At 41.3% G+C, this 17536-nt stretch carries 15 protein-coding genes; 6 read left to right on the forward strand and 9 right to left on the reverse strand.

Going from position 1 to position 17536, the window contains the following annotated elements:
* Window positions 1-58: 58 nt before the first annotated feature.
* From JOC95_RS01710 to JOC95_RS01735, 6 genes are all read right to left on the reverse strand, one after another.
* Window positions 59-847, reverse strand: a complete 789-nt coding sequence (locus JOC95_RS01710) for an SH3 domain-containing protein (protein ID WP_204412797.1) — start codon at window positions 845-847, stop codon at window positions 59-61.
* A complete protein-coding gene (locus JOC95_RS01715) occupies window positions 840-1799 on the reverse strand; it encodes a hypothetical protein (RefSeq protein WP_204412798.1) in 960 nt (319 codons plus the stop codon). The genes JOC95_RS01710 and JOC95_RS01715 overlap by 8 nt, the downstream gene beginning before the upstream one ends.
* Window positions 1800-1812: 13 nt before the next feature.
* A complete protein-coding gene (locus JOC95_RS01720) occupies window positions 1813-4116 on the reverse strand; it encodes a toll/interleukin-1 receptor domain-containing protein (protein ID WP_204412800.1) in 2304 nt (767 codons plus the stop codon).
* 9 nt (window positions 4117-4125) lie between these two features.
* Complete coding sequence (locus tag JOC95_RS01725) at window positions 4126-4743, reverse strand: hypothetical protein (RefSeq protein ID WP_204412802.1); 618 nt, start codon at window positions 4741-4743, stop codon at window positions 4126-4128.
* Window positions 4736-6694 (reverse strand): hypothetical protein, encoded by a 1959-nt coding sequence (locus tag JOC95_RS01730; protein WP_204412804.1) that lies wholly within the window; start codon window positions 6692-6694, stop codon window positions 4736-4738. Before JOC95_RS01730 ends, JOC95_RS01725 begins: the two co-directional genes overlap by 8 nt.
* A 287-nt stretch (window positions 6695-6981) precedes the next feature.
* A complete protein-coding gene (locus JOC95_RS01735) occupies window positions 6982-8196 on the reverse strand; it encodes an NAD(P)/FAD-dependent oxidoreductase (protein WP_204412806.1) in 1215 nt (404 codons plus the stop codon).
* A 238-nt stretch (window positions 8197-8434) separates the two neighbouring features.
* On the opposite strand from JOC95_RS01735, the gene JOC95_RS01740 reads away from it, so the two are divergent.
* Entirely contained in the window at window positions 8435-8920 is a 486-nt protein-coding gene (locus JOC95_RS01740) for a zinc ribbon domain-containing protein (RefSeq protein ID WP_204412808.1), read from the forward strand.
* 27 nt (window positions 8921-8947) lie between these two features.
* Window positions 8948-10507, forward strand: coding sequence for a zinc ribbon domain-containing protein (locus JOC95_RS01745; protein WP_204412810.1), 1560 nt, complete (start codon window positions 8948-8950; stop codon window positions 10505-10507).
* A 658-nt stretch (window positions 10508-11165) separates the two neighbouring features.
* On the opposite strand, the gene JOC95_RS01750 is transcribed toward JOC95_RS01745, so the two are convergent.
* Window positions 11166-12029, reverse strand: coding sequence for an NERD domain-containing protein (locus JOC95_RS01750; protein ID WP_204412812.1), 864 nt, complete (start codon window positions 12027-12029; stop codon window positions 11166-11168).
* Between the two features lie 268 nt (window positions 12030-12297).
* Between JOC95_RS01750 and JOC95_RS01755 the strand changes: the two genes are divergently transcribed.
* The 3 genes from JOC95_RS01755 to JOC95_RS01765 all read left to right on the forward strand — a co-directional run bounded on the left by JOC95_RS01755 (window position 12298) and on the right by JOC95_RS01765 (window position 14596).
* Window positions 12298-13035: an ion channel gene (locus JOC95_RS01755; RefSeq protein ID WP_204412814.1), complete on the forward strand. Its 738-nt coding sequence runs from the start codon at window positions 12298-12300 to the stop codon at window positions 13033-13035.
* Window positions 13036-13136: 101 nt separating this feature from the next.
* Window positions 13137-13700 carry a hypothetical protein gene (locus tag JOC95_RS01760; RefSeq protein WP_204412816.1) on the forward strand — a complete coding sequence of 188 codons (564 nt, stop codon included), beginning with the start codon at window positions 13137-13139 and terminating at the stop codon, window positions 13698-13700.
* A 248-nt stretch (window positions 13701-13948) separates the two neighbouring features.
* Window positions 13949-14596: a C40 family peptidase gene (locus tag JOC95_RS01765; protein ID WP_204412825.1), complete on the forward strand. Its 648-nt coding sequence runs from the start codon at window positions 13949-13951 to the stop codon at window positions 14594-14596.
* Window positions 14597-14660: 64 nt separating this feature from the next.
* Here JOC95_RS01765 and JOC95_RS01770 read toward each other — a convergent pair whose 3' ends face one another.
* Together JOC95_RS01770 and JOC95_RS01775 are read right to left on the reverse strand one after the other, a co-directional pair.
* Window positions 14661-15134: an RDD family protein gene (locus JOC95_RS01770; RefSeq protein ID WP_204412826.1), complete on the reverse strand. Its 474-nt coding sequence runs from the start codon at window positions 15132-15134 to the stop codon at window positions 14661-14663.
* A gap of 213 nt (window positions 15135-15347) precedes the next feature.
* Window positions 15348-16100 carry a hypothetical protein gene (locus JOC95_RS01775; RefSeq protein WP_204412827.1) on the reverse strand — a complete coding sequence of 251 codons (753 nt, stop codon included), beginning with the start codon at window positions 16098-16100 and terminating at the stop codon, window positions 15348-15350.
* A 644-nt stretch (window positions 16101-16744) separates the two neighbouring features.
* Between JOC95_RS01775 and JOC95_RS01780 the strand changes: the two genes are divergently transcribed.
* Window positions 16745-17509 carry a DUF4230 domain-containing protein gene (locus tag JOC95_RS01780; protein WP_239582658.1) on the forward strand — a complete coding sequence of 255 codons (765 nt, stop codon included), beginning with the start codon at window positions 16745-16747 and terminating at the stop codon, window positions 17507-17509.
* Window positions 17510-17536 lie beyond the last annotated feature (27 nt).

Genomic DNA, 17536 nt, shown 5'->3' on the forward strand with positions numbered 1-17536 from the left:
ACCTCGTTTTCATTGTTATCCTCCGCTAACAGGAAGCAGTGAACCGTCCCGTGCTTCCCTACTTCTCCCTAACAATCGTGCCGGAAATCCATCCTACTTTTCCACTCTCATTCCGGACGTAGTACCATGTTACTCCATCTTCATTTTGTTTACTTTCGCCACTATAGACCAGTTCCTCTTCGGGGTTTATGATGGCGATGCTTTCTGATTGGACGGTTGCATCCATTCTAAGATTTCCTCCGTCTACACTATCGATCAGAACAAAAATAGATGTATTTTCCTCGAGTGCTGCATCTACACTTTTACTCGCTCCATCTAATTTATCTTCCAGTATCAATCTTGCTGTTTCCTGTGAAAGATGACCCGAATCAAGCGGATTTTCAATAATCCATGTATCTAAAGATGCCCACTTTGCACTTAATATTGAATTAGGAAGGAAATAAAGCGAAAGTAGCACTATAGCCACTGCGGTCACCCAGACTTTTCTGTAGTACGAATTAAATCGGCTTCTTTGATTCTCTTTATTTTTCTTAGATAGCTGGGAAACAGTCCAGTTGCAAAATTCTACCGTTTTTTCGACTACTGATTCCAAGTGTACGATACTTGATGGTGGTGGTCCCCCCTCCTGTAATTTCTTTTTCAGCATGAAACTCATTAGTGTAATTAGCATTCCGCCAAGAAGGGAGACAATGACCATAAGTATTTTTGCAAGTGCAATCAGTAAATAAGGTATTGCGTATTTGATCACAGGCTTTGAAATAAGAGCTACTGAGATGATGATCAGGATGCTTCTAATCAATAAGGGCAAAGAAATCCAAGCAGCAATATAGATTGGCACCTCATTCATCGTCCTCATCCTCCAGCCTTGATGCAGGGATGGTCGCCTTTGTTGCTTTAAAGATGCTTTCTCCACTGCCTACTTTTGGTATAGCGCTGTTAGATATAAAAGTTTGTGGCTTCTCTGAAACTTCTCCCATATTCTTAATCAGCTGTATTTTTTCTTCATCCTCAAGATTGGAATCCAAGAGGATTTTGTTAATCAGTTTCTGCTTCTCTTCTTGTATTCTTTGGTCATTTTTCAGCTTATCTTCATAATATTTCGCTTGCACATCCTTACCGGCAATGGTTCGGAACTTTTCTTCATCACTCATGTCTCTGGTGGCTTCAATATCTTCCTTTTTCCAACCCATTTCTTTCTTTTCCAATTCTCTTACTTTTTCTTTTTCCTGCTCAAGGATCTTGAACTTTCTATCCAACCGTTCCTGTTCTTTTATGAATTCCAAATCCTCTTTGCTTATAGTCAAGGAAGAACGGAATGATGTAATCTCAACGCCCCGCTCCTGTAGTTCGAATTCCATATCCGATTCGGAAGGGAGCTTCTTGATCAATTGTTCCACTTCTAGATACCTATAGATTGGATAAGATTCTGTTACGCTTTTAATCCAGTAGGGCAGGCTCTCATCAACGTAGGACTGAAGATTGAACAGCTCTTTCTCCGCGGCTGCCTTTGGGTTGGTAACCTTGAGATGGAAATCCAGATTGATTCTAAAATTTTTACCAAGTTCGCTGCTTGGATGCTCGTCATTATGATGATAGGAATACGGCAGAATACTGATAGTATATTTCGTATATAATTTTTGTGCCTTCATTTCTGTTTTGGTGATTCGTTCACCTGGATATATCGCTTTGCTTGCCCCATACCCGTTTGAATAGACGAATACCTCCCCCTGATAGGGAGTAAGCTCTTTTGCTCCAAAAAAGGATGCATTTACTTGGTCTATACTCTTTATAATCTCCATGGTTCTCATCCTCCTAAACTTTCAGTACTAGTTTTTGGCATACCGGTCCATAGGTCCGCTCATTATTTTTACAGCCGCTTGCAAGGAAGCTATCCAGTTTCTCCCGCTTAGTGCTGTCAAGCTGGACATAAAGAGTGTAAATCAGTTCTACTACTTTATCCCGGTATTGATCGTTCCCTGTACAGCTTCTGATCAAGCCGTCCAGCAATCGATTTGCCGTTACCCTGCTGTCACGGTACGAATAGGAAACCAGAAAAAACGGCAGCCAGAATTGTGGAATCCTCTTCGTTTCTGCTTTCAAAAACATTTCTTTATTTGCCTGGAATACTGAATGTGAAAAAGAGAGGAGTTCCACTAAACCCTTTTTATCCGTGATACTCTCAAGCCAACTGTTCCAAAACAGGAGATAGGTAATTTCGTATTTTTTATCCCATGAAACAATGGCGGTGATTTGCTGGTAACTTTGTTGGAGAGAATAATACATTTTCTTTCTATTCGTCTGATAGATCTCCTTCAACATTTCCAGGCTGGTAGGAAAATGCTTGAATCCATAAGGGCTTCCCAATAAAGTGCAGACTGTCGATTGTAGTTGCTGATTTCCACTTCTTGCCCACCCTTTAACGAGTAGCAAAACCTCTTTTTGAAAAGTAGTTTTGTTGTTGAAATAATTCAATAAAGAGATAGCCAGCTTCCGTGATTTTGCGTTCTTGGATCTGGCCCATGGAAGCAGGAACAGCTTGCGAATAGAATCCAGATCCATCCGTGCAAGCTCGGTAAGGATTTCCATCAATCTGTTTTGAACATTAGTTTTCATGCCTGGTGCTGACTGATGAACCCATTCCGCAAGGCTCTCCCTATACTGTGGGAACTCATCCCACATATAGGTCCAAAAGAAGATGGCATCCTCCTGAACTTTAAGAAACACTTTTTCTACCACCCTGGTTCCTAGATCGTTAACTACAGACTGACCTTGAATGTATGCAAAATAGCTTTGCAGATATTCCTGTTTCTGCTTCAGGGCGGCTACTTCTGCAAGATGCGGTTGATTCATCACAGATAAGAGGTCCTGTGACTTCCTAGTGACTGTGGCATATGTCTCGCCTTCATATAATGTCAGGGAAAAATAGAATGTAAAATCATTCAAGGTTTTCGGTTGGGAAACCCACCTTCTTATTCTTTCTTTCACACTTTCAGAATCGGATACTATCAGTTCATTTTCTGACAGTTCACCATTACTGAATCTTACAAGTTTTTCTGCAAGGCCCACGAGTTCATATGGATAAAGCAACTTGGCTAAGAGTTTCATCCCGCTTGGGGATTGTATCCAACCATGTAGAAGATCCAGGTCACTTTCAGCTCCAGAAGCTCGAATATGATTGAACAGAATCTCCTGTTTATCATAAGAAGGAGAAAGCTGAAAGACAGGTATATCAGAATTTTTATCCCCAATAGGCAATTCAGAAAGGAACACCATGTAAGAATGTTTCTCCTTAAGCTGATCCTGCATATATTCTATCTGTGATTGAGAGAATTGCTGAAAGAGTGCAGGGTGGGTTTTAACCAGATAACCCGTATCCTTCTTCAGTGGATAGGTAAGCAGCTCTGCCGATAGTACATCGACTGGCCACTCCAATATCTGTTTTACATTCATCCTATCTAAAAGATAGATTCCGGTGGAGTATTTTCCGACTGGCAATCCGCTTTCAACTATCAGCCATCTATCCTTCTGAAGCCTCTCCGCCATTCCCGCCACATTCCTTGGAGGGACGTAGACATTCCTCACCTTTTGAACAGTGTTGGGGTGGGCTTCATAGAGAACCAGATGTTCCTGTCCCGCTACTTTATGTATGTAGGGCCTACTAATGGAACTAGAAGCATGAGATATTGGAGTATAGCTGTTTTTCCCTTCGTAGATATCTTCTACAATCGACTTTAAGTCTTCCCAGCCTTCCTCTCGTGTAGGATATTGATACAAATCGAACCACTGAATATTGCAAAGGAAGAGCTCCAGTGATTTTGGAACAGTAGATCCATCCATCATTACCGGCAAAATGATTTTGTTATAGGTAATGGCCCTGTCAATTTCCTTTGGAACGAACACAGACTGCTCCAATTCCTTTGTGATGAATACGAGAACAAGTTCCACCTTTTCTATATCTGTTGCAATTCTGGTCTGATATTCCTGTCCTTCTGGAATGTTTCTTGGTGCATACCAGCAAGGAATTCCACTTGATTCAATCATTTGAATAAAAGGAAGGATTTCAGTTAGATTTTCTTTCTTATGGCTGATAAAAACAGAGCCTTTTGGACTTTCCATCCTGACACCTCACTTCAAACTTTTGTATATTGAGTTTGTTATATAAAATCCCTTCAGTTCCTCAGTATGCCTAATCCCGTCCCTAGGAGTCGGAATGACAAAGGTTTTTCTATCACTCAAAGCCTTTTTGAAATATAGGTCATGAGGGAATCCTTCCAACTGATAGTGGATGATATGTGCGGTTCCTCCTTTTAGCTCGAGGTCCTTCCGTAAATCCCATAACGATAACAGAATATGACTCGACTGAGCCAGATAGCTTCCTACCCTCAGATATCCATCATCCCTGTTCTTCAGTTTGAAATCTGTCAATTCAGGGACAAAAACCTTGGTGGCTTGACTGCTTAGTTCCTCAAACTCCATTTTTGATTTCTCTGAGTCAAAATCTTTCCTATATTCTTCTATTTCAAATGGGAGAGGCACGATTAATTCGAATCCGTTAAGTAAAGCAGCTTTTGCTGCTATCCTATCTGCCCCTTCCGCTAGCGGTGACTGAAGGACAAGGTGACAGTCCTGGTTCTCCCCTTTTATCCTTTTTAAAAAATAGTCTGTTTCCTGTGCAATTCTCTGTTGGAAATATGTATGTATCCGCCGATGACCGGTTATTCCTATTACGAGTTGTTTACTCATCGACTGATTCTCCTTTATTATATGGTATTAATTTGTAGTCTTTAGGTAAGATATAGTACAAATCCTTTATTGCTTTACGACAATAGAAGCTGTAGGATTTATTCAGTTTTCCTTCCAGTATCTTCAGGTCTTCCCAAGGAACAAGTGCAGCATGCTGCTTTAGGGATTCGGATTTAGGATAATCCGGAAGGCTTTTGTCTGTCATCGTCTTCCAATCCCTTAAAAAGTGAAAAGCGTTCCAACGATGGTGCTCCGCAGCAGCGACATCCTCCAAGCTTTTCTTAACCATGCTTTCAAAGGTCAGGAAGTCAATTTCTTCTCCTTCTCCACACAAAGGGACTGCCCTCATACCCAAAAGCATCAGCTTTGTATCAATATGCTGATAGGTGCTCCGGTTGGATTCCTGGGTAAATTGGTTCAGACTCTCCCAGACATCCGGCACGTAGACTCCTTCCATTCCTTTATTCAAAAGATCTATTTGTAGGTCTCTGTAACTCTCATGCGTCTTCTTGGCAAAAGAGGACATTTCTTCTTTTAACAGAGTTTGCGTGTTCAATACCTTTTCAAGGTCTCCAAATTGATGGAGATTTTTAAAAGCAGTCGTATTCTCATGAATCCATTCACTTACATTTCCTTGTTTGTTAACCTTTACAAATACAGGAAGGTCTTTGTTTCTCTTCGACACTTCCAGCCCTTCTATGATATCTGCATAATCTTGATCAAGACAGATATAGGCATGAGTGAAGTCGTAATTAGCAACCACTTCATCCAATTTCTGCTGTAGGTTGTTATATGGAACAAATTGAAAATCTCCTACTTTATCAATGTTGGGATACTGTCTTTTCCATTCCTTTTTTAACGTTTCAGCTGCCTTATCCAATACTGTAATTTTGAGCTTTTTCCGATTGATAAAATGGGCCCGTTCCAATGCTTCAAGCATTAGGTGCTGTCCTGTATCCCCAAAACCAATGCACAATAGGTGCAGAGGCTCCGAGTCTTTACTTCTCACTCGTTCTTCATAGCCTCGATAAAGCGGAAAGTCTGTAAATAGCTTATCTGCAATCAATTTGTATGTATTAATCTGCTTGATGGCAAAGTAGTGGCTGTTTTCTGTTCTCAACTCACCCTCGATATCTTCTATGATCCTTAGATTGGCAGGTCCTTTATGGTGAATGATGATTTCAAGTTGCTCCCCTCGTTTTTTTAACTGTCCTTGGGATGCAAATAGTTTTTTAAGCGCAATTAGCTCGTCAAGATTTTCCGACTCTTTCTCGTGAAACAAAATGCAATACTTTGCATTTAATACGGAAGCATTCCTGAACGTCTCATAGGGATCCATTTTTTTTGAGACGATGAATATCCCTTTATCTTCGAGCTCGTGCTTTCTGTCATAGGGTATGTCCTCGCTGATCATGACAACCTTATAGCGGCTTTCTGTCAGCTTAATAGCTGTTAACTCACTGAAAGAATTGTACCCGCTGATTACAATATGATTTCCTCTTTTGCCAATCAGCCACTTTATTAATCTATAGTGGAATTTGGAATAAATTAGACTAAAAATCGTCGAAATGGTATATAACGCAGCGGACCACCGTGCCACCTCAATGATCAGCGGATACTTGACAAATTTGCTGCCTGTCGGTTCAAAAACATTATCCACATCCAATATAAATAAACGGAACGTCGAATATATGGCATTTGAAACCGAATAGTCCTTTACAGGCTCTGTCAAAAAACCATAAATCCCCAAAACTAATGCCAGAATAAAAGTATATAGCTGGAACTGTTTCCGCTTGAAGTAAAGGTGGCCGATCACAGGAACCGTGATCAGATAAACCCCCATTAAAATAATAATCTCCCTTGATACATCAATATAGGGATAAGCCAATAAAATAAAGAGAAAAACCAATATCAAAAATCCAATATACCTTGCGGTCCAATTCTTAAACATATGTTCATACACCTATCATTCTTTAATATGTAGAAATACACTAGTAATATTATACTACTAAACTAGCAGGACCCACCATATTTTTAGAGGAATTATCCACTATTCATTTCAAGGAAACTAAAAAACGATCATCTGATATCATTAATCCCATTACATAAACATCGAAATTGATACAAAAAAAACAGAGCCTTATCCCTATCTGGAATATGACTCTGTTTATCATCTAAGTTTGATACTTTAGTACCCAAAGAAACAATTCATAGTAACAACTAAATAGAGGAAACTGCTTAAAAACCTTCAGCACGCTCTATTGTAAACAACCGCGACGCAGGGTGTGCCCCTTTCGTGATCAGGTCCTTGATGATGTTGGCACCGAGCATGCTATATACCGTCCCATTTCCGCCAAAGCCTAAACAGTAATATTCACCAAGGCGGTTTGGGTGTTCGCCGATGTATGGCAAGCCGTCGTGTGATTCGCCGAAGGTCGCGCACCAGGCATGCGAGAGTTTTGGTGAGATATCCGGAAAGTGCTCTTTGACTTTTTGCAAGATGCGCTCTCCTCTTTCTTCAATCAATCCTTCGTTCAACGGCGCTTCTGGTGTGTCTTCATCCAGCCCGCCAGCAACGATTCTTCCGTCCGTTGTCGTTCTCATGTAGAGATAAGGACGTTTTGTTTCCCAGATCATCCACTCTTTGTGCCACGTTCTTAAACTCTCCACCGGTTCGGTTACGATCGCATATGATCGGTTCAGGTCTGCACCCATCTGTTGTGCGAGAAAGTCATTTTCATATCCTGTCGCAAAAATGAGATAACGTGCTGATACGGTGCCCTTTTCCGATTCGCAGGTAAAACCATGAACGGTTTTGGTTTTGTGAAGCAGAGGCGTTTGTTCATAGATTCTGACGCCATTGGCTGCAGCGTCTTTTAGCATGATCTGAACACATTTATATGGATTCACATCTGCATCCCCGCTTGTGACGAGAGCAGCAGGCTTGGAAAATGGAAACCTGGACGATATGTCCGATGGTTCCAAGTATTCAACGGGAAAATCGTTCTTCTTTAACGCCTCATATTCACGGGCAAGCTTTGCCACGTCTTCTTTGGAGCTGGCATAGTACAGGCTTTTCTGTGTCCGGAAATCCGGGTCTTCTGAAAGCTCAGATGCGACCTTCGTTAGATCCTTCATTGCATCCTGACAGAGCTTGTAAAAGTAAACCGCATCCTGCTCATCCATTTGTTCCATCAGTTCGTGAAGCATCTTGTCACTCGAGAATTGCAGTAGCCCTGTATTTGCGGAGGAACTGCCGAAGCCGGGATGCCTTCTATCGATCAAGGCCACATCCAATTCCGTTTCCCTGCTCAATACATGTGCGCACAGGGCGCCGGCCATCCCACCGCCCACAATCAATACGTCGCAAGAGATGTCTTCTTCTAGTTCCGGAAAATGAGTGATGTTTGTATAGGATTCAGGCCAATATAGATGACCATTGTGTAAATTCATATGTACTCCTCCTCGTCTTCCATATATTCCCCTGAAAGTTGTGGAAGAAACGCATTAAAATCTAGATTTGAAAAATTAATTTAAACACTGGGGAACTGTTCGACCAAATCAAACACAACAACCTTTTTTTTCCTTTTCATAAAACTAATAGGTCTACTTCCCTACTCCTCTTACATACTATTTATATGATTTTGCAATTATGGCTTTATAGATATCCATTTCGGAAAGGGTGAAGGATTTGGCGAATGATCTACAGACAAGATTAGGAGAAGGTCTATCGAAGGTACAGGGGGGAATCGAACAGGGCAAGCAGAAGCTTCAGGTTGCACAGGAGATCAGCAGGCTGAAGAAAAGCATGGCGGAAAGCTCCTGGAAGAAGTCCAAGATATTGCTTGAATTGGGACAGGTCACATATCGCAAGCTGCGCAGCGGTTTGATTCAGGATGAGGAGCTGGCGACCCACGTTGGTTCAATAGTCGGCTTGGACAAACAGATGTATACAGCTTCTAAGCAGATTGCAGAGCTTTCCAAGACAACACAGAACGGGATTGCATGCTCCTGCGGTACGGTGAATGGAGCGACAGATAGGTTCTGCGGCGGCTGCGGGTCGAAAATTGAACAGCCGAATGAGATCGACTTGAGTACGGCAAGCGCGTGCGGCAAATGTGAAGAAGTCGTACCAGTCGGTGCCAATTTTTGTCCATGCTGCGGATCAAAAGCCTAAATTGTACATTAAAGGGGGGAAAGAATATTGTTTTGTAAACATTGTGGTACAAAAAATCCAGAGGGAGCCCATTATTGCGTCAATGACGGGTTGCCTTTGACTGGAACAAGTGATCAGATTGTAACAGTAAAGGAAACCGTGAATTACTGTAAATCCTGTAGCCATAAGAATGAGCTGGATGCCCTATACTGTACGGCTTGCGGTATATCATTGGAAAAAGTGGTGGAAAAGAAAGCAGGAGCCGGGGATATTCTTTCTCTAGGATCCAAAAAGTCCAGAACGGAGTCGACTGGCTCTTTGCCTGTGATAGAAGAAGGACTTGCTGAAAAGTTCAGTGGATTGGGGCTGAAACATGCTGCAAAGTATGCAGGAATCGCCATTGGCATACTGCTGATCCTTTCTTTTATTGGTTCCATCTTCATCAACAGTGCCATGAGGGATATTTTGGGAGGGGATGTTACGGAAATGTTCACTTCCGGATTGAAGTTCATTTCCATGACTGACGTGCTGATGTTGAGCCACCTGGCAGGGGTCAAATATTCTGTATCGGTCCTTGGTCAGGAAATGAGCTTGATGACATCCGGATGGATCAGCTTTTTTGCCATCATTTCTGCTGTCGGATTGATTTTAGCCGGCTTCCTGGCAAACCGTAAGGCGACCGACCGGACAGCAATTGAGCGTTTTTATACGATTCTCCCTGTTTCTGTTGTCTATTCCGTAGTGGTTGCCATCATCTCCACATTTGCCGGGGTATCCGTCAAATTGGAAGATCCGACAAGTTTATTCGGGGGGATTACGGTTTCTGCAGATTATCAGTTTATGGTTGTTCTTGTTAATGCGCTTATATTGAGCATCATCTTCACTACCATCGGCTCCATCATCGGGATGGCCCCGCAGCTGAAAGGCCCTGGAGGAAATATCCGTTTTGGCGTTTCGATTCAGCGTGCAGCACTTCATACTGTACTTGGCGTTGTCATTTGTATGGTACTGACTCTTGTAGTGATTGGTAATAAGGCGGATATTAAAGACCTTAAAGAGGAGGTCGGGGATGAAGCCTATCTGGTCGATTTCTTCCTCATCCAGGCCGGCACCTACATGTGGAACCTTGCCCACCTCGGGTCCCTTGAGTTTGAAGTGAACGCGTATGACGAGAATCTTGGAGCCAAATATTCCATTCTCGGCGGTTCGAAGGCGGATGGTGCAAATGTGGAGGAATCCCAAGAGATGGCACAAGGTCTGACCCAGGTACTTGGCAGCCTTTGGTACTTCTTCTTGGTGCCAATTCTGCTGCATTTTTGGGCAGGTGTCGCTCTCCGCAGGGCATCAGCCGGAAATCTGCTTTATGAGATCGGTGCCTATGCCCTTGTCTTCGGAATGATGAATACCGCCATCTTCCAATTGATGAAGCTGTCCATCGATACGACGTTCGACGGTCTTTTCAATGTCAGCTTCGGCTTCAGCTTCTTGCTGACGTTCCTGTTCAGCACCATCATCGCCTTTGGCATCTCCTATGCTGGAGTGGTGTTGTTGAAAAGGAAATCTGGAACTGAAATGATTCATCAGCAGCCGCAAGCTTCGAATTTTTAGGGGAAGCTGCGGGACGGTTCTTTGCTTCCTTTCATGGCTCAAGGTAAATGCTGAGCTGAAGACCTTTTCTCTATACAATGACCGGTTTTTTGGTCTTCATCTCGCTTGTGAAGACCTTTTCTCTATACAATGACTGTCTTTTTGGTCTTCATTTGGCTTATGAAGACCTCCTCTCTACATATTGGCCGGCAATTTGGTCTTCATCCCGCTTATGAAGACCTCTCCTCTATACAATGACCGGTTTTTTGGTCTTCATCTCGCTTATGAAGACCTTTCCTCTATACAATGACCGGCATTTTTTGGTCTTCATTTGCCTTACTAATTAAGCAGCGATAAGCAGCGGGACGGTTCTTTGCTTCTTTAGTAACTGCCTACTGTTCTTGCATGCAAGGCTATTACATTTGCTCATTAAAATGAAATACCGGCAAGAACTCTAGTAGAGAGTGTCTTGCCGGTATATTTGTTTTCATTAGAACTATCATGAAAATGACTCTGCCTTTGTGATTTCATCACTCCATTTTTATGACAATCTTTTTCTAGCTTCATATAACTCATGTCCATTTAATAACACCGTAATCCATTTTCTCTGAAGCCCCTCATACCCACAAACCATTTATTGATATGTATCAACCAAGGAACCCGTTCGCATGAATCTCACTTACGAAACCTTCTCCGTATGCCTGCAAGTCGGATATTGGCTGCAACCAAAGAACGAGCCATATTTCCCTTTTTTCCTGGTGAGTTGACCTCCGCATTTGGGACAGGAGGTGATTGAAGCGGGCGATATGGTGGGTGGCGGGACCTTCTCTGCCGTTGCAGCTACCTCGTTTGCTCTTTGTTTATTTTTAATGGCCTCTACATGCTTTTTATGTACAAGTCGCTTTTGTTTACGGTCTTTGATTGTTAGCTGCTCAAGGGCTTGATTTATTCTTTGTAGCTCAACTATACCTACTTGACTCATCTGACTCTGTTGACTCCACTCTTTTATGACGCGGTTTAACTGCGGAATCTGAATCACTCTGGCAGAATTGAAGTTATCCTCCATCTTCAAGGTAGAACGACTTGAAAACACAATGATGGAATAAAATTTATGCTCGCCCAGATATTTTTTCAACCCTTCAATGTGTCCGTAATTTTGCCAGATAGGGTTAAGAAACTTCTCTTTTCGCTTGTAAATAACCTGTGTCCAATGTCGTTGGTTCTCTTTCCCGAATATCCATCCGTCGTAATGCTTTGTTTCAATTACAAATATGCCAAAAGGAGACGTCACAACATGATCGACTTGTGATGTGCCACCTTCCTCGTTTGGAATATACAGATCATGGTACACCTTGTACATCGGCCCTAATTTACTCAGTTCTTTGTTTACATACCATTCCCCGATTGCACCTTTTATTATCGGGTACTTGGTCTTTAAATAAATCATTCCACCTAGAAAAATAAACGGTACAATGCCCGGTGCGATGGATATAACCGATAATGTGAAAACGATTATTATTGCTATGACTAAAGTATTCCTCATACTCCTTTTTTAACCTCCTCCGTCATAATTTCTAGTGAAATTATACCATTAAGTGTATTTAGAAATATGTATTTATAGAAAAAAATGTAAAAAGAAGTGAGACAACACTATAACAAAGTTATTAATCTCTTTAGAATGTATAGCACATCAAAAAGGCTCCTCCCAATGAAATTGCATACCTGTCCCCCACCTTCAAAAACACATGGATTATTCTGTAAATCTATTAGATAATAAAATTACAATACATTATTGCAAGTAGGTGGAAAGTTTGACAGATTCGTTTATCGTTGATTTTTGGCGCAGGTTGTTTCATGTGTTGAGGTATGTGTCGGTGTTTCAGTATGTGAGGCTGATCCCGGGGCTCCGTGGATCTCATTTCTTTGTGGAGGCCTGGGTTGTCGGGAATTTGGCTTTTGCATTGGTATGTATGGTTCTGCTGCAGATTGGAGTTGTGCCTTCTTGGGCTGCATGGCTAATGCTCGGGTACAGTTTTACGAGGATACTTGAGATTACGGTGTATCAGGTTAATGTGCTACTGTTTGATCCGTATCAGAGCGCAAATTATCATGTGAAAAGCTATCGCAGGCTGGTGGTGCTCTTGATTCATAATTACGTGGAGGTCATTTTCTGGTTTGCGGTTTCGTATATGGTTTTATCCTCAGAAATCGGTGTCGTGGTATCTCAGGGGAACATGCTGGATACCCTTCTGTTCAGCTTTGTCACCATGGTCACTTTCGGATCAGGCAGCCTGGCAGATTTTAAGGATGTCGCCCGTACGATCATTTTTGTGCAAGCGATCATCGGCTTGTTTATGACGATCATTTCGTTGGCGCGGTTCATCGGTCTCCTTCCTAAACCCGTGTCGCAGGATAGCAGCGAACATGATGTCGATCTGCAACTGGATCTATTGAGGAAAGAGGTGGCGGAGCTCCGGCGTCAGGTAAATAGTTCCGGTTCACAGAAGAAACAAAAGAATAGAGGGAAGAAAGCTGGTTCCGTCCGTTAAAATGGGGCTGTTCTTTTGGCTCGTCGCCCCACCATTCAAACAGAGTTTGCGCGCGGGGCCAAATAATGGGACAAGGGACCTGTCCCCATAGGAGTGAAGCCATGTTAAAGAAATCGTTCATCATCGGAGTATTAGCCGTCATTCTCACGGGATGTCAAACTCAAACAGCATCCATCACTGATCTGATTCATGAGGAAACAGATAAAGTTGCCATAACTGAAGAGGAACTTCAAAAAGCGGATTATGAGGAATTCATGGCCGGAGAGGTTCTTTTCTTGCCATATACGCGACATATTGGCTCCAGTGGTGAAGGGGATGAAAAGTATATGGTGATGCTATCGGCCTATCAGCCAATCGATTCGGATGCGGCGGTGGTCATCAACACGATTACAGTTTATGGTTCTGAAGATGTGACCTTCGAAAAAATACATAACGAGGAACTCTCCATCCCATTGGACTTTTACAATGATGAGGATTATCCAGGCGTCCTAAGGAGTAACATCGTCCTGATGGATCAATTGAACGAAAGAAGTATGAATCTTAAAGAAGATAGCGTAGTCACCATGGTGTTGAATGTAAGCGTGACTTCAGGGGGCGAAACCATCACACAAGACATTACCTTTGAATTCGATGTCAATATTCGTGAATATATTGTTCAAAGGTAATTAGGGGCCAGACCCTTAACCTATTTACAGGCTGAGGGTCTGGCCCCTACTATTTTCATATAAGTTTGCATCCTACATAACCCAATGTCGTCCTATGTCAGCTCCCTCGTCCCACTTGATATAGTAGAAAATATTACAATCCAGTGATTCCTGTCCAAAAATTGTTATCCCCCTGTAACCCTTCTAATATCTCGCTGTCATCTCCACCTGTTAGTATTGGACAGATCAGAGTATAAGGGGATGATAGTTTGAAACGATTAGTAGCAGGGTTAGCATTAGCGGGTGTTATTGCGTTCAATCCAGTGACAGGTCATGCAGCTTTAGGGGATCAGACGCTCGAACCTGGGATGACTCATTCAGATGTACAGGAATTGCAGCAACTATTAGATAAAAAAGGATATTTTGGCTATAGCGAAACAACTACATATTATGGAGAATATACAACAGATGCCGTTAAAAAGTTTCAAAAGGCTCAAGGAATTACGGTAAATGGAATTGCCGGAGAGGAAACACTCGAAGCATTGGGTGTCGAATATAAAGGATCCAATATCGTCGAAGTGGCGAAGAAATATCAGGGTACCCCTTATCAGTGGGGTGGAGAGACACCTGAAGAAGGCTTCGACTGCAGCGGATACTTAAACTATATTTTTGATGAAGCAGAAAACAAAGACCTTCCGCGTACGGTAAAAGAGATCTATGCAGAAGGAACAAAAGTAGATTCACCTTCTGTCGGGGACATCGTATTCTTTGATGTGGAAGGAAACGGACCAAGCCATGCCGGCCTTTACATTGGCAATGAAGAGTTCATCCATGCATCATCAACTGAAGGGGTAAAAGTAAGTGAACTTGGTAGCTCCTACTGGAAGGACAAGTATATTGGGGCGAAAAGTTACTGATAGTTTTCTTATAATCTATAATTCTAGGAGAAGTAGCGGGCGAACCAGCTACTTCTTCTTTTTTTCAAGATGTTTTGATATCTTGAAGTTCTACATGATCTAAAGAGTTACGATTCATAACATATGTACCGCATAAAATATCATGCAACGCCTGCTTGCGTTCGGTGAATCCAGCCATGATGTATCCTATGCATAATAATAAGGCAGATAGAATCCGACCAAAAAATCTCGCGGTAGCTCTTCCAAACGAAATCCTTTGCTGGTGCTGATCCACCACAATAATACCCAATGCCATCTTGCCCACTGTCGCTTGTTTACTAGATGATTCAGATATAGCATAATATAACCACGGTATTACAACATAAATTGGAACTCCCAAGATGCCTAAAATCAATTCCTTAGTGGACTGTTCCACACCAATGCCATTCAGCAATAACTCAAAACCAGCCCAAATAATAAAGAATAAAAAGTATCCCCCTAAAATCACCATGTAGTCAATCATATAGGCCAAAAAGCGTTTCCAAAAGCCTGCATGCATATTGAATCCCCCCTTTTCAATTTTTCTCAAAAAAACCTATAAATTCCTTTGGATTTACACTTTTTAAATACCCCGGCATAAATGTACCTAATCCATAATTATCCATAATCTATTATTTTATTTGGAACCGAGATCTATATTTTAAAAAGATTTTACTCTGAACTTTTTGCTTACAAAATAATGATTAGTGGCGCCTTTTTTCTTAATAAACCATTAACCCAACTTCCCTTTTTTCCTATTTGGAAAGCGTGGTGAAAAGGATTTGAACTTGAATTTTGAATAGGCCAACAGCAAAAACTCCGGCCATGTCAGTGCAATGGCATATTGGATGACAAAGCTCAAAAAGAGTGCGAAAAACACTTCCCCAATCGAGAACACATCAGGCATATCCCATGCAGCTTTTGCTAATAAACCTCCAAATAACAGTAGGCCGAATAAAAACGGCAATCCCACATAGTTTTTGAGAGTGCTGAATCTATATAGCCCTTTTTCATTTCTTTTGAAATAACCCTTTCGCACACTTAAGAATCCATGGATAACAGCTAATATAAGGGTGAGCAAACCCCCAGCCATTAAAACGAGCCCAACCGTCTGGATATATGATGGGGCCATCCGGTCCTGGTGCAGAAGAAAAAAGGGCAGATACATTTCAAAGGACAACTTGAATGAAACAAACAAAAGGAATAGCACTTGTAACTTTTGATATTTATATGCTATTTTTTCACTGGAATAAAAGAATGTCCCTAATGCCTGAATGACCAAGAGTATAAATAACATTCCAGTAAATCCCTGCCATTTCGCATTTGCCAGGTATGGACTTGTTAATGCCTGAAAACTGAAGCCCACTATGACGGCACTATAGATAAACGCCCCCCAAAAGAATACAGATATTCCATCAGGACTCAGCCTGTCAAGCGCTGTCATTTTTATCTGATATAGATCCTCTTCCTTAATGTGCTTTTGCATGTTCCACTCCTACCTTAACTGCTGTTTATGAAAAAAAATAACAATCTACTAAATTAGATGAGTCACTGTGCCCAGAACAACCTCCCGAAAAGAGGACCGGGAAGCAGAGAACCGTCCCCCGCTTCTATTTATGATTCATATTAATTACTAAGCCTTCTTGTTCTAACCGTAATTAATTTCTCACCAAAGCTTCAATTAGCTTATGCCATAAGCTATAACTATCGTCATTTAACAGGTAACACATCAAAAAGTTTCCCCCATACTTCTAATAATAGTTAAATTATACCATAATAATCTAAATGCATAGTTTACGTGATTATAAAAAAGCCCACCACTAATTAAAATAATGAGCATAACTTAAATTTTCCATCTTGAGGCTGCAATAGATTTGAGCTAGAGCAAATAGAAAAAGCAGGCTTTAACTGTGATATATGCCAATCAAAGTTTGCTATTTTACCTTTGGAACCAACGGAAACCATCCCTGATGCTTTCCCTATTTTTGAATGCTAGCTATTTACCACTATAAAATTTGCATAATTATGTTATTATTAAAATTAATTACTAATTTAAGAAATCTCTTACATAATAAGATTAATGAATTAATAAAACATGAATTTTAATAATATTACTCAAAGGGGTAGAAAATGAAGACAACCAGAGAGATTATCGAAGAAAGAGATGAAAAGATTGCACAACTTGAAAGACAATTAATAGAATTGCAGGAAGCACAACAGCAAAGTGCTGCAACGACTGCGTTAGATCATAATGTAAGGTCCTTGCCTCTCCCTAAAGGGGTATTTAGGACTTTCTTAAAAGCTAGTTTGTTAAAGATTATTTTGGGCACCTTTGTACTTTTAGTTATTATTTTAGGAGGAATCTGGCTTTTTACTGAGGGTACCTTCAAAAAAGAGTCTGTCACTTACGTTGAACAAGTTCAAGAGCTAGCTACATTAGCAACAGCTGAAGCTCATATGAAAGTAGTTTTAAGAGAAGAAGATAATACGATTTTCGGGAAAGATATTTCTATGAATCTGCCAGGAACAAAGCGAGAACTTCTAATAATCGTACCCTCGACGGTTATTGCTGGTGTCGATTTGAAGGGGATTACTTCTGAGGACATGGTTATTAATGAAGAGACAAGAGAAATAGACATTACCCTTCCTCATGCGAAGCTCATTCAGGATCCATCTCTGCAGATGGATAAAATAGAAACCTATGTGGATGGCGGGCTATTCAGTGATAATGTTGATTGGGAAGAGGGATTTGACTTAGCCAATAAGGCTCAAGAGCAAACTCGTCAAGATGCGGTCTCTATAGGTTTACTAGATACTGCAGAGAAAAATGCGGAAAAAGTGCTAAAAGAGTTTTTTATGAATATTGATTATACGGTAAATATCAGGTTTAACTGATAGAAGAAAAAAAAGCAGGCAATAAGC

It is taken from the genome of Sutcliffiella tianshenii (genome assembly GCF_016908565.1).
Classification (GTDB): domain Bacteria; phylum Bacillota; class Bacilli; order Bacillales; family Bacillaceae_I; genus Sutcliffiella_A; species Sutcliffiella_A tianshenii.

Bases quoted from the DNA above. Each gene is read 5' to 3' on its own strand.
- JOC95_RS01710 (WP_204412797.1), bottom strand. From the start codon at position 847: ATGAATGAGGTGCCAATCTATATTGCTGCTTGGATTTCTTTGCCCTTA.
- JOC95_RS01715 (WP_204412798.1), bottom strand. From the start codon at position 1,799: ATGGAGATTATAAAGAGTATAGACCAAGTAAATGCATCCTTTTTTGGA.
- JOC95_RS01720 (WP_204412800.1), bottom strand. From the start codon at position 4,116: ATGGAAAGTCCAAAAGGCTCTGTTTTTATCAGCCATAAGAAAGAAAAT.
- JOC95_RS01725 (WP_204412802.1), bottom strand. From the start codon at position 4,743: ATGAGTAAACAACTCGTAATAGGAATAACCGGTCATCGGCGGATACAT.
- JOC95_RS01730 (WP_204412804.1), bottom strand. From the start codon at position 6,694: ATGTTTAAGAATTGGACCGCAAGGTATATTGGATTTTTGATATTGGTT.
- JOC95_RS01735 (WP_204412806.1), bottom strand. From the start codon at position 8,196: ATGAATTTACACAATGGTCATCTATATTGGCCTGAATCCTATACAAAC.
- JOC95_RS01750 (WP_204412812.1), bottom strand. From the start codon at position 12,029: ATGAGGAATACTTTAGTCATAGCAATAATAATCGTTTTCACATTATCG.
- JOC95_RS01760 (WP_204412816.1), top strand. From the start codon at position 13,137: ATGTTAAAGAAATCGTTCATCATCGGAGTATTAGCCGTCATTCTCACG.
- JOC95_RS01770 (WP_204412826.1), bottom strand. From the start codon at position 15,134: ATGCATGCAGGCTTTTGGAAACGCTTTTTGGCCTATATGATTGACTAC.
- JOC95_RS01775 (WP_204412827.1), bottom strand. From the start codon at position 16,100: ATGCAAAAGCACATTAAGGAAGAGGATCTATATCAGATAAAAATGACA.
- JOC95_RS01780 (WP_239582658.1), top strand. From the start codon at position 16,745: ATGAAGACAACCAGAGAGATTATCGAAGAAAGAGATGAAAAGATTGCA.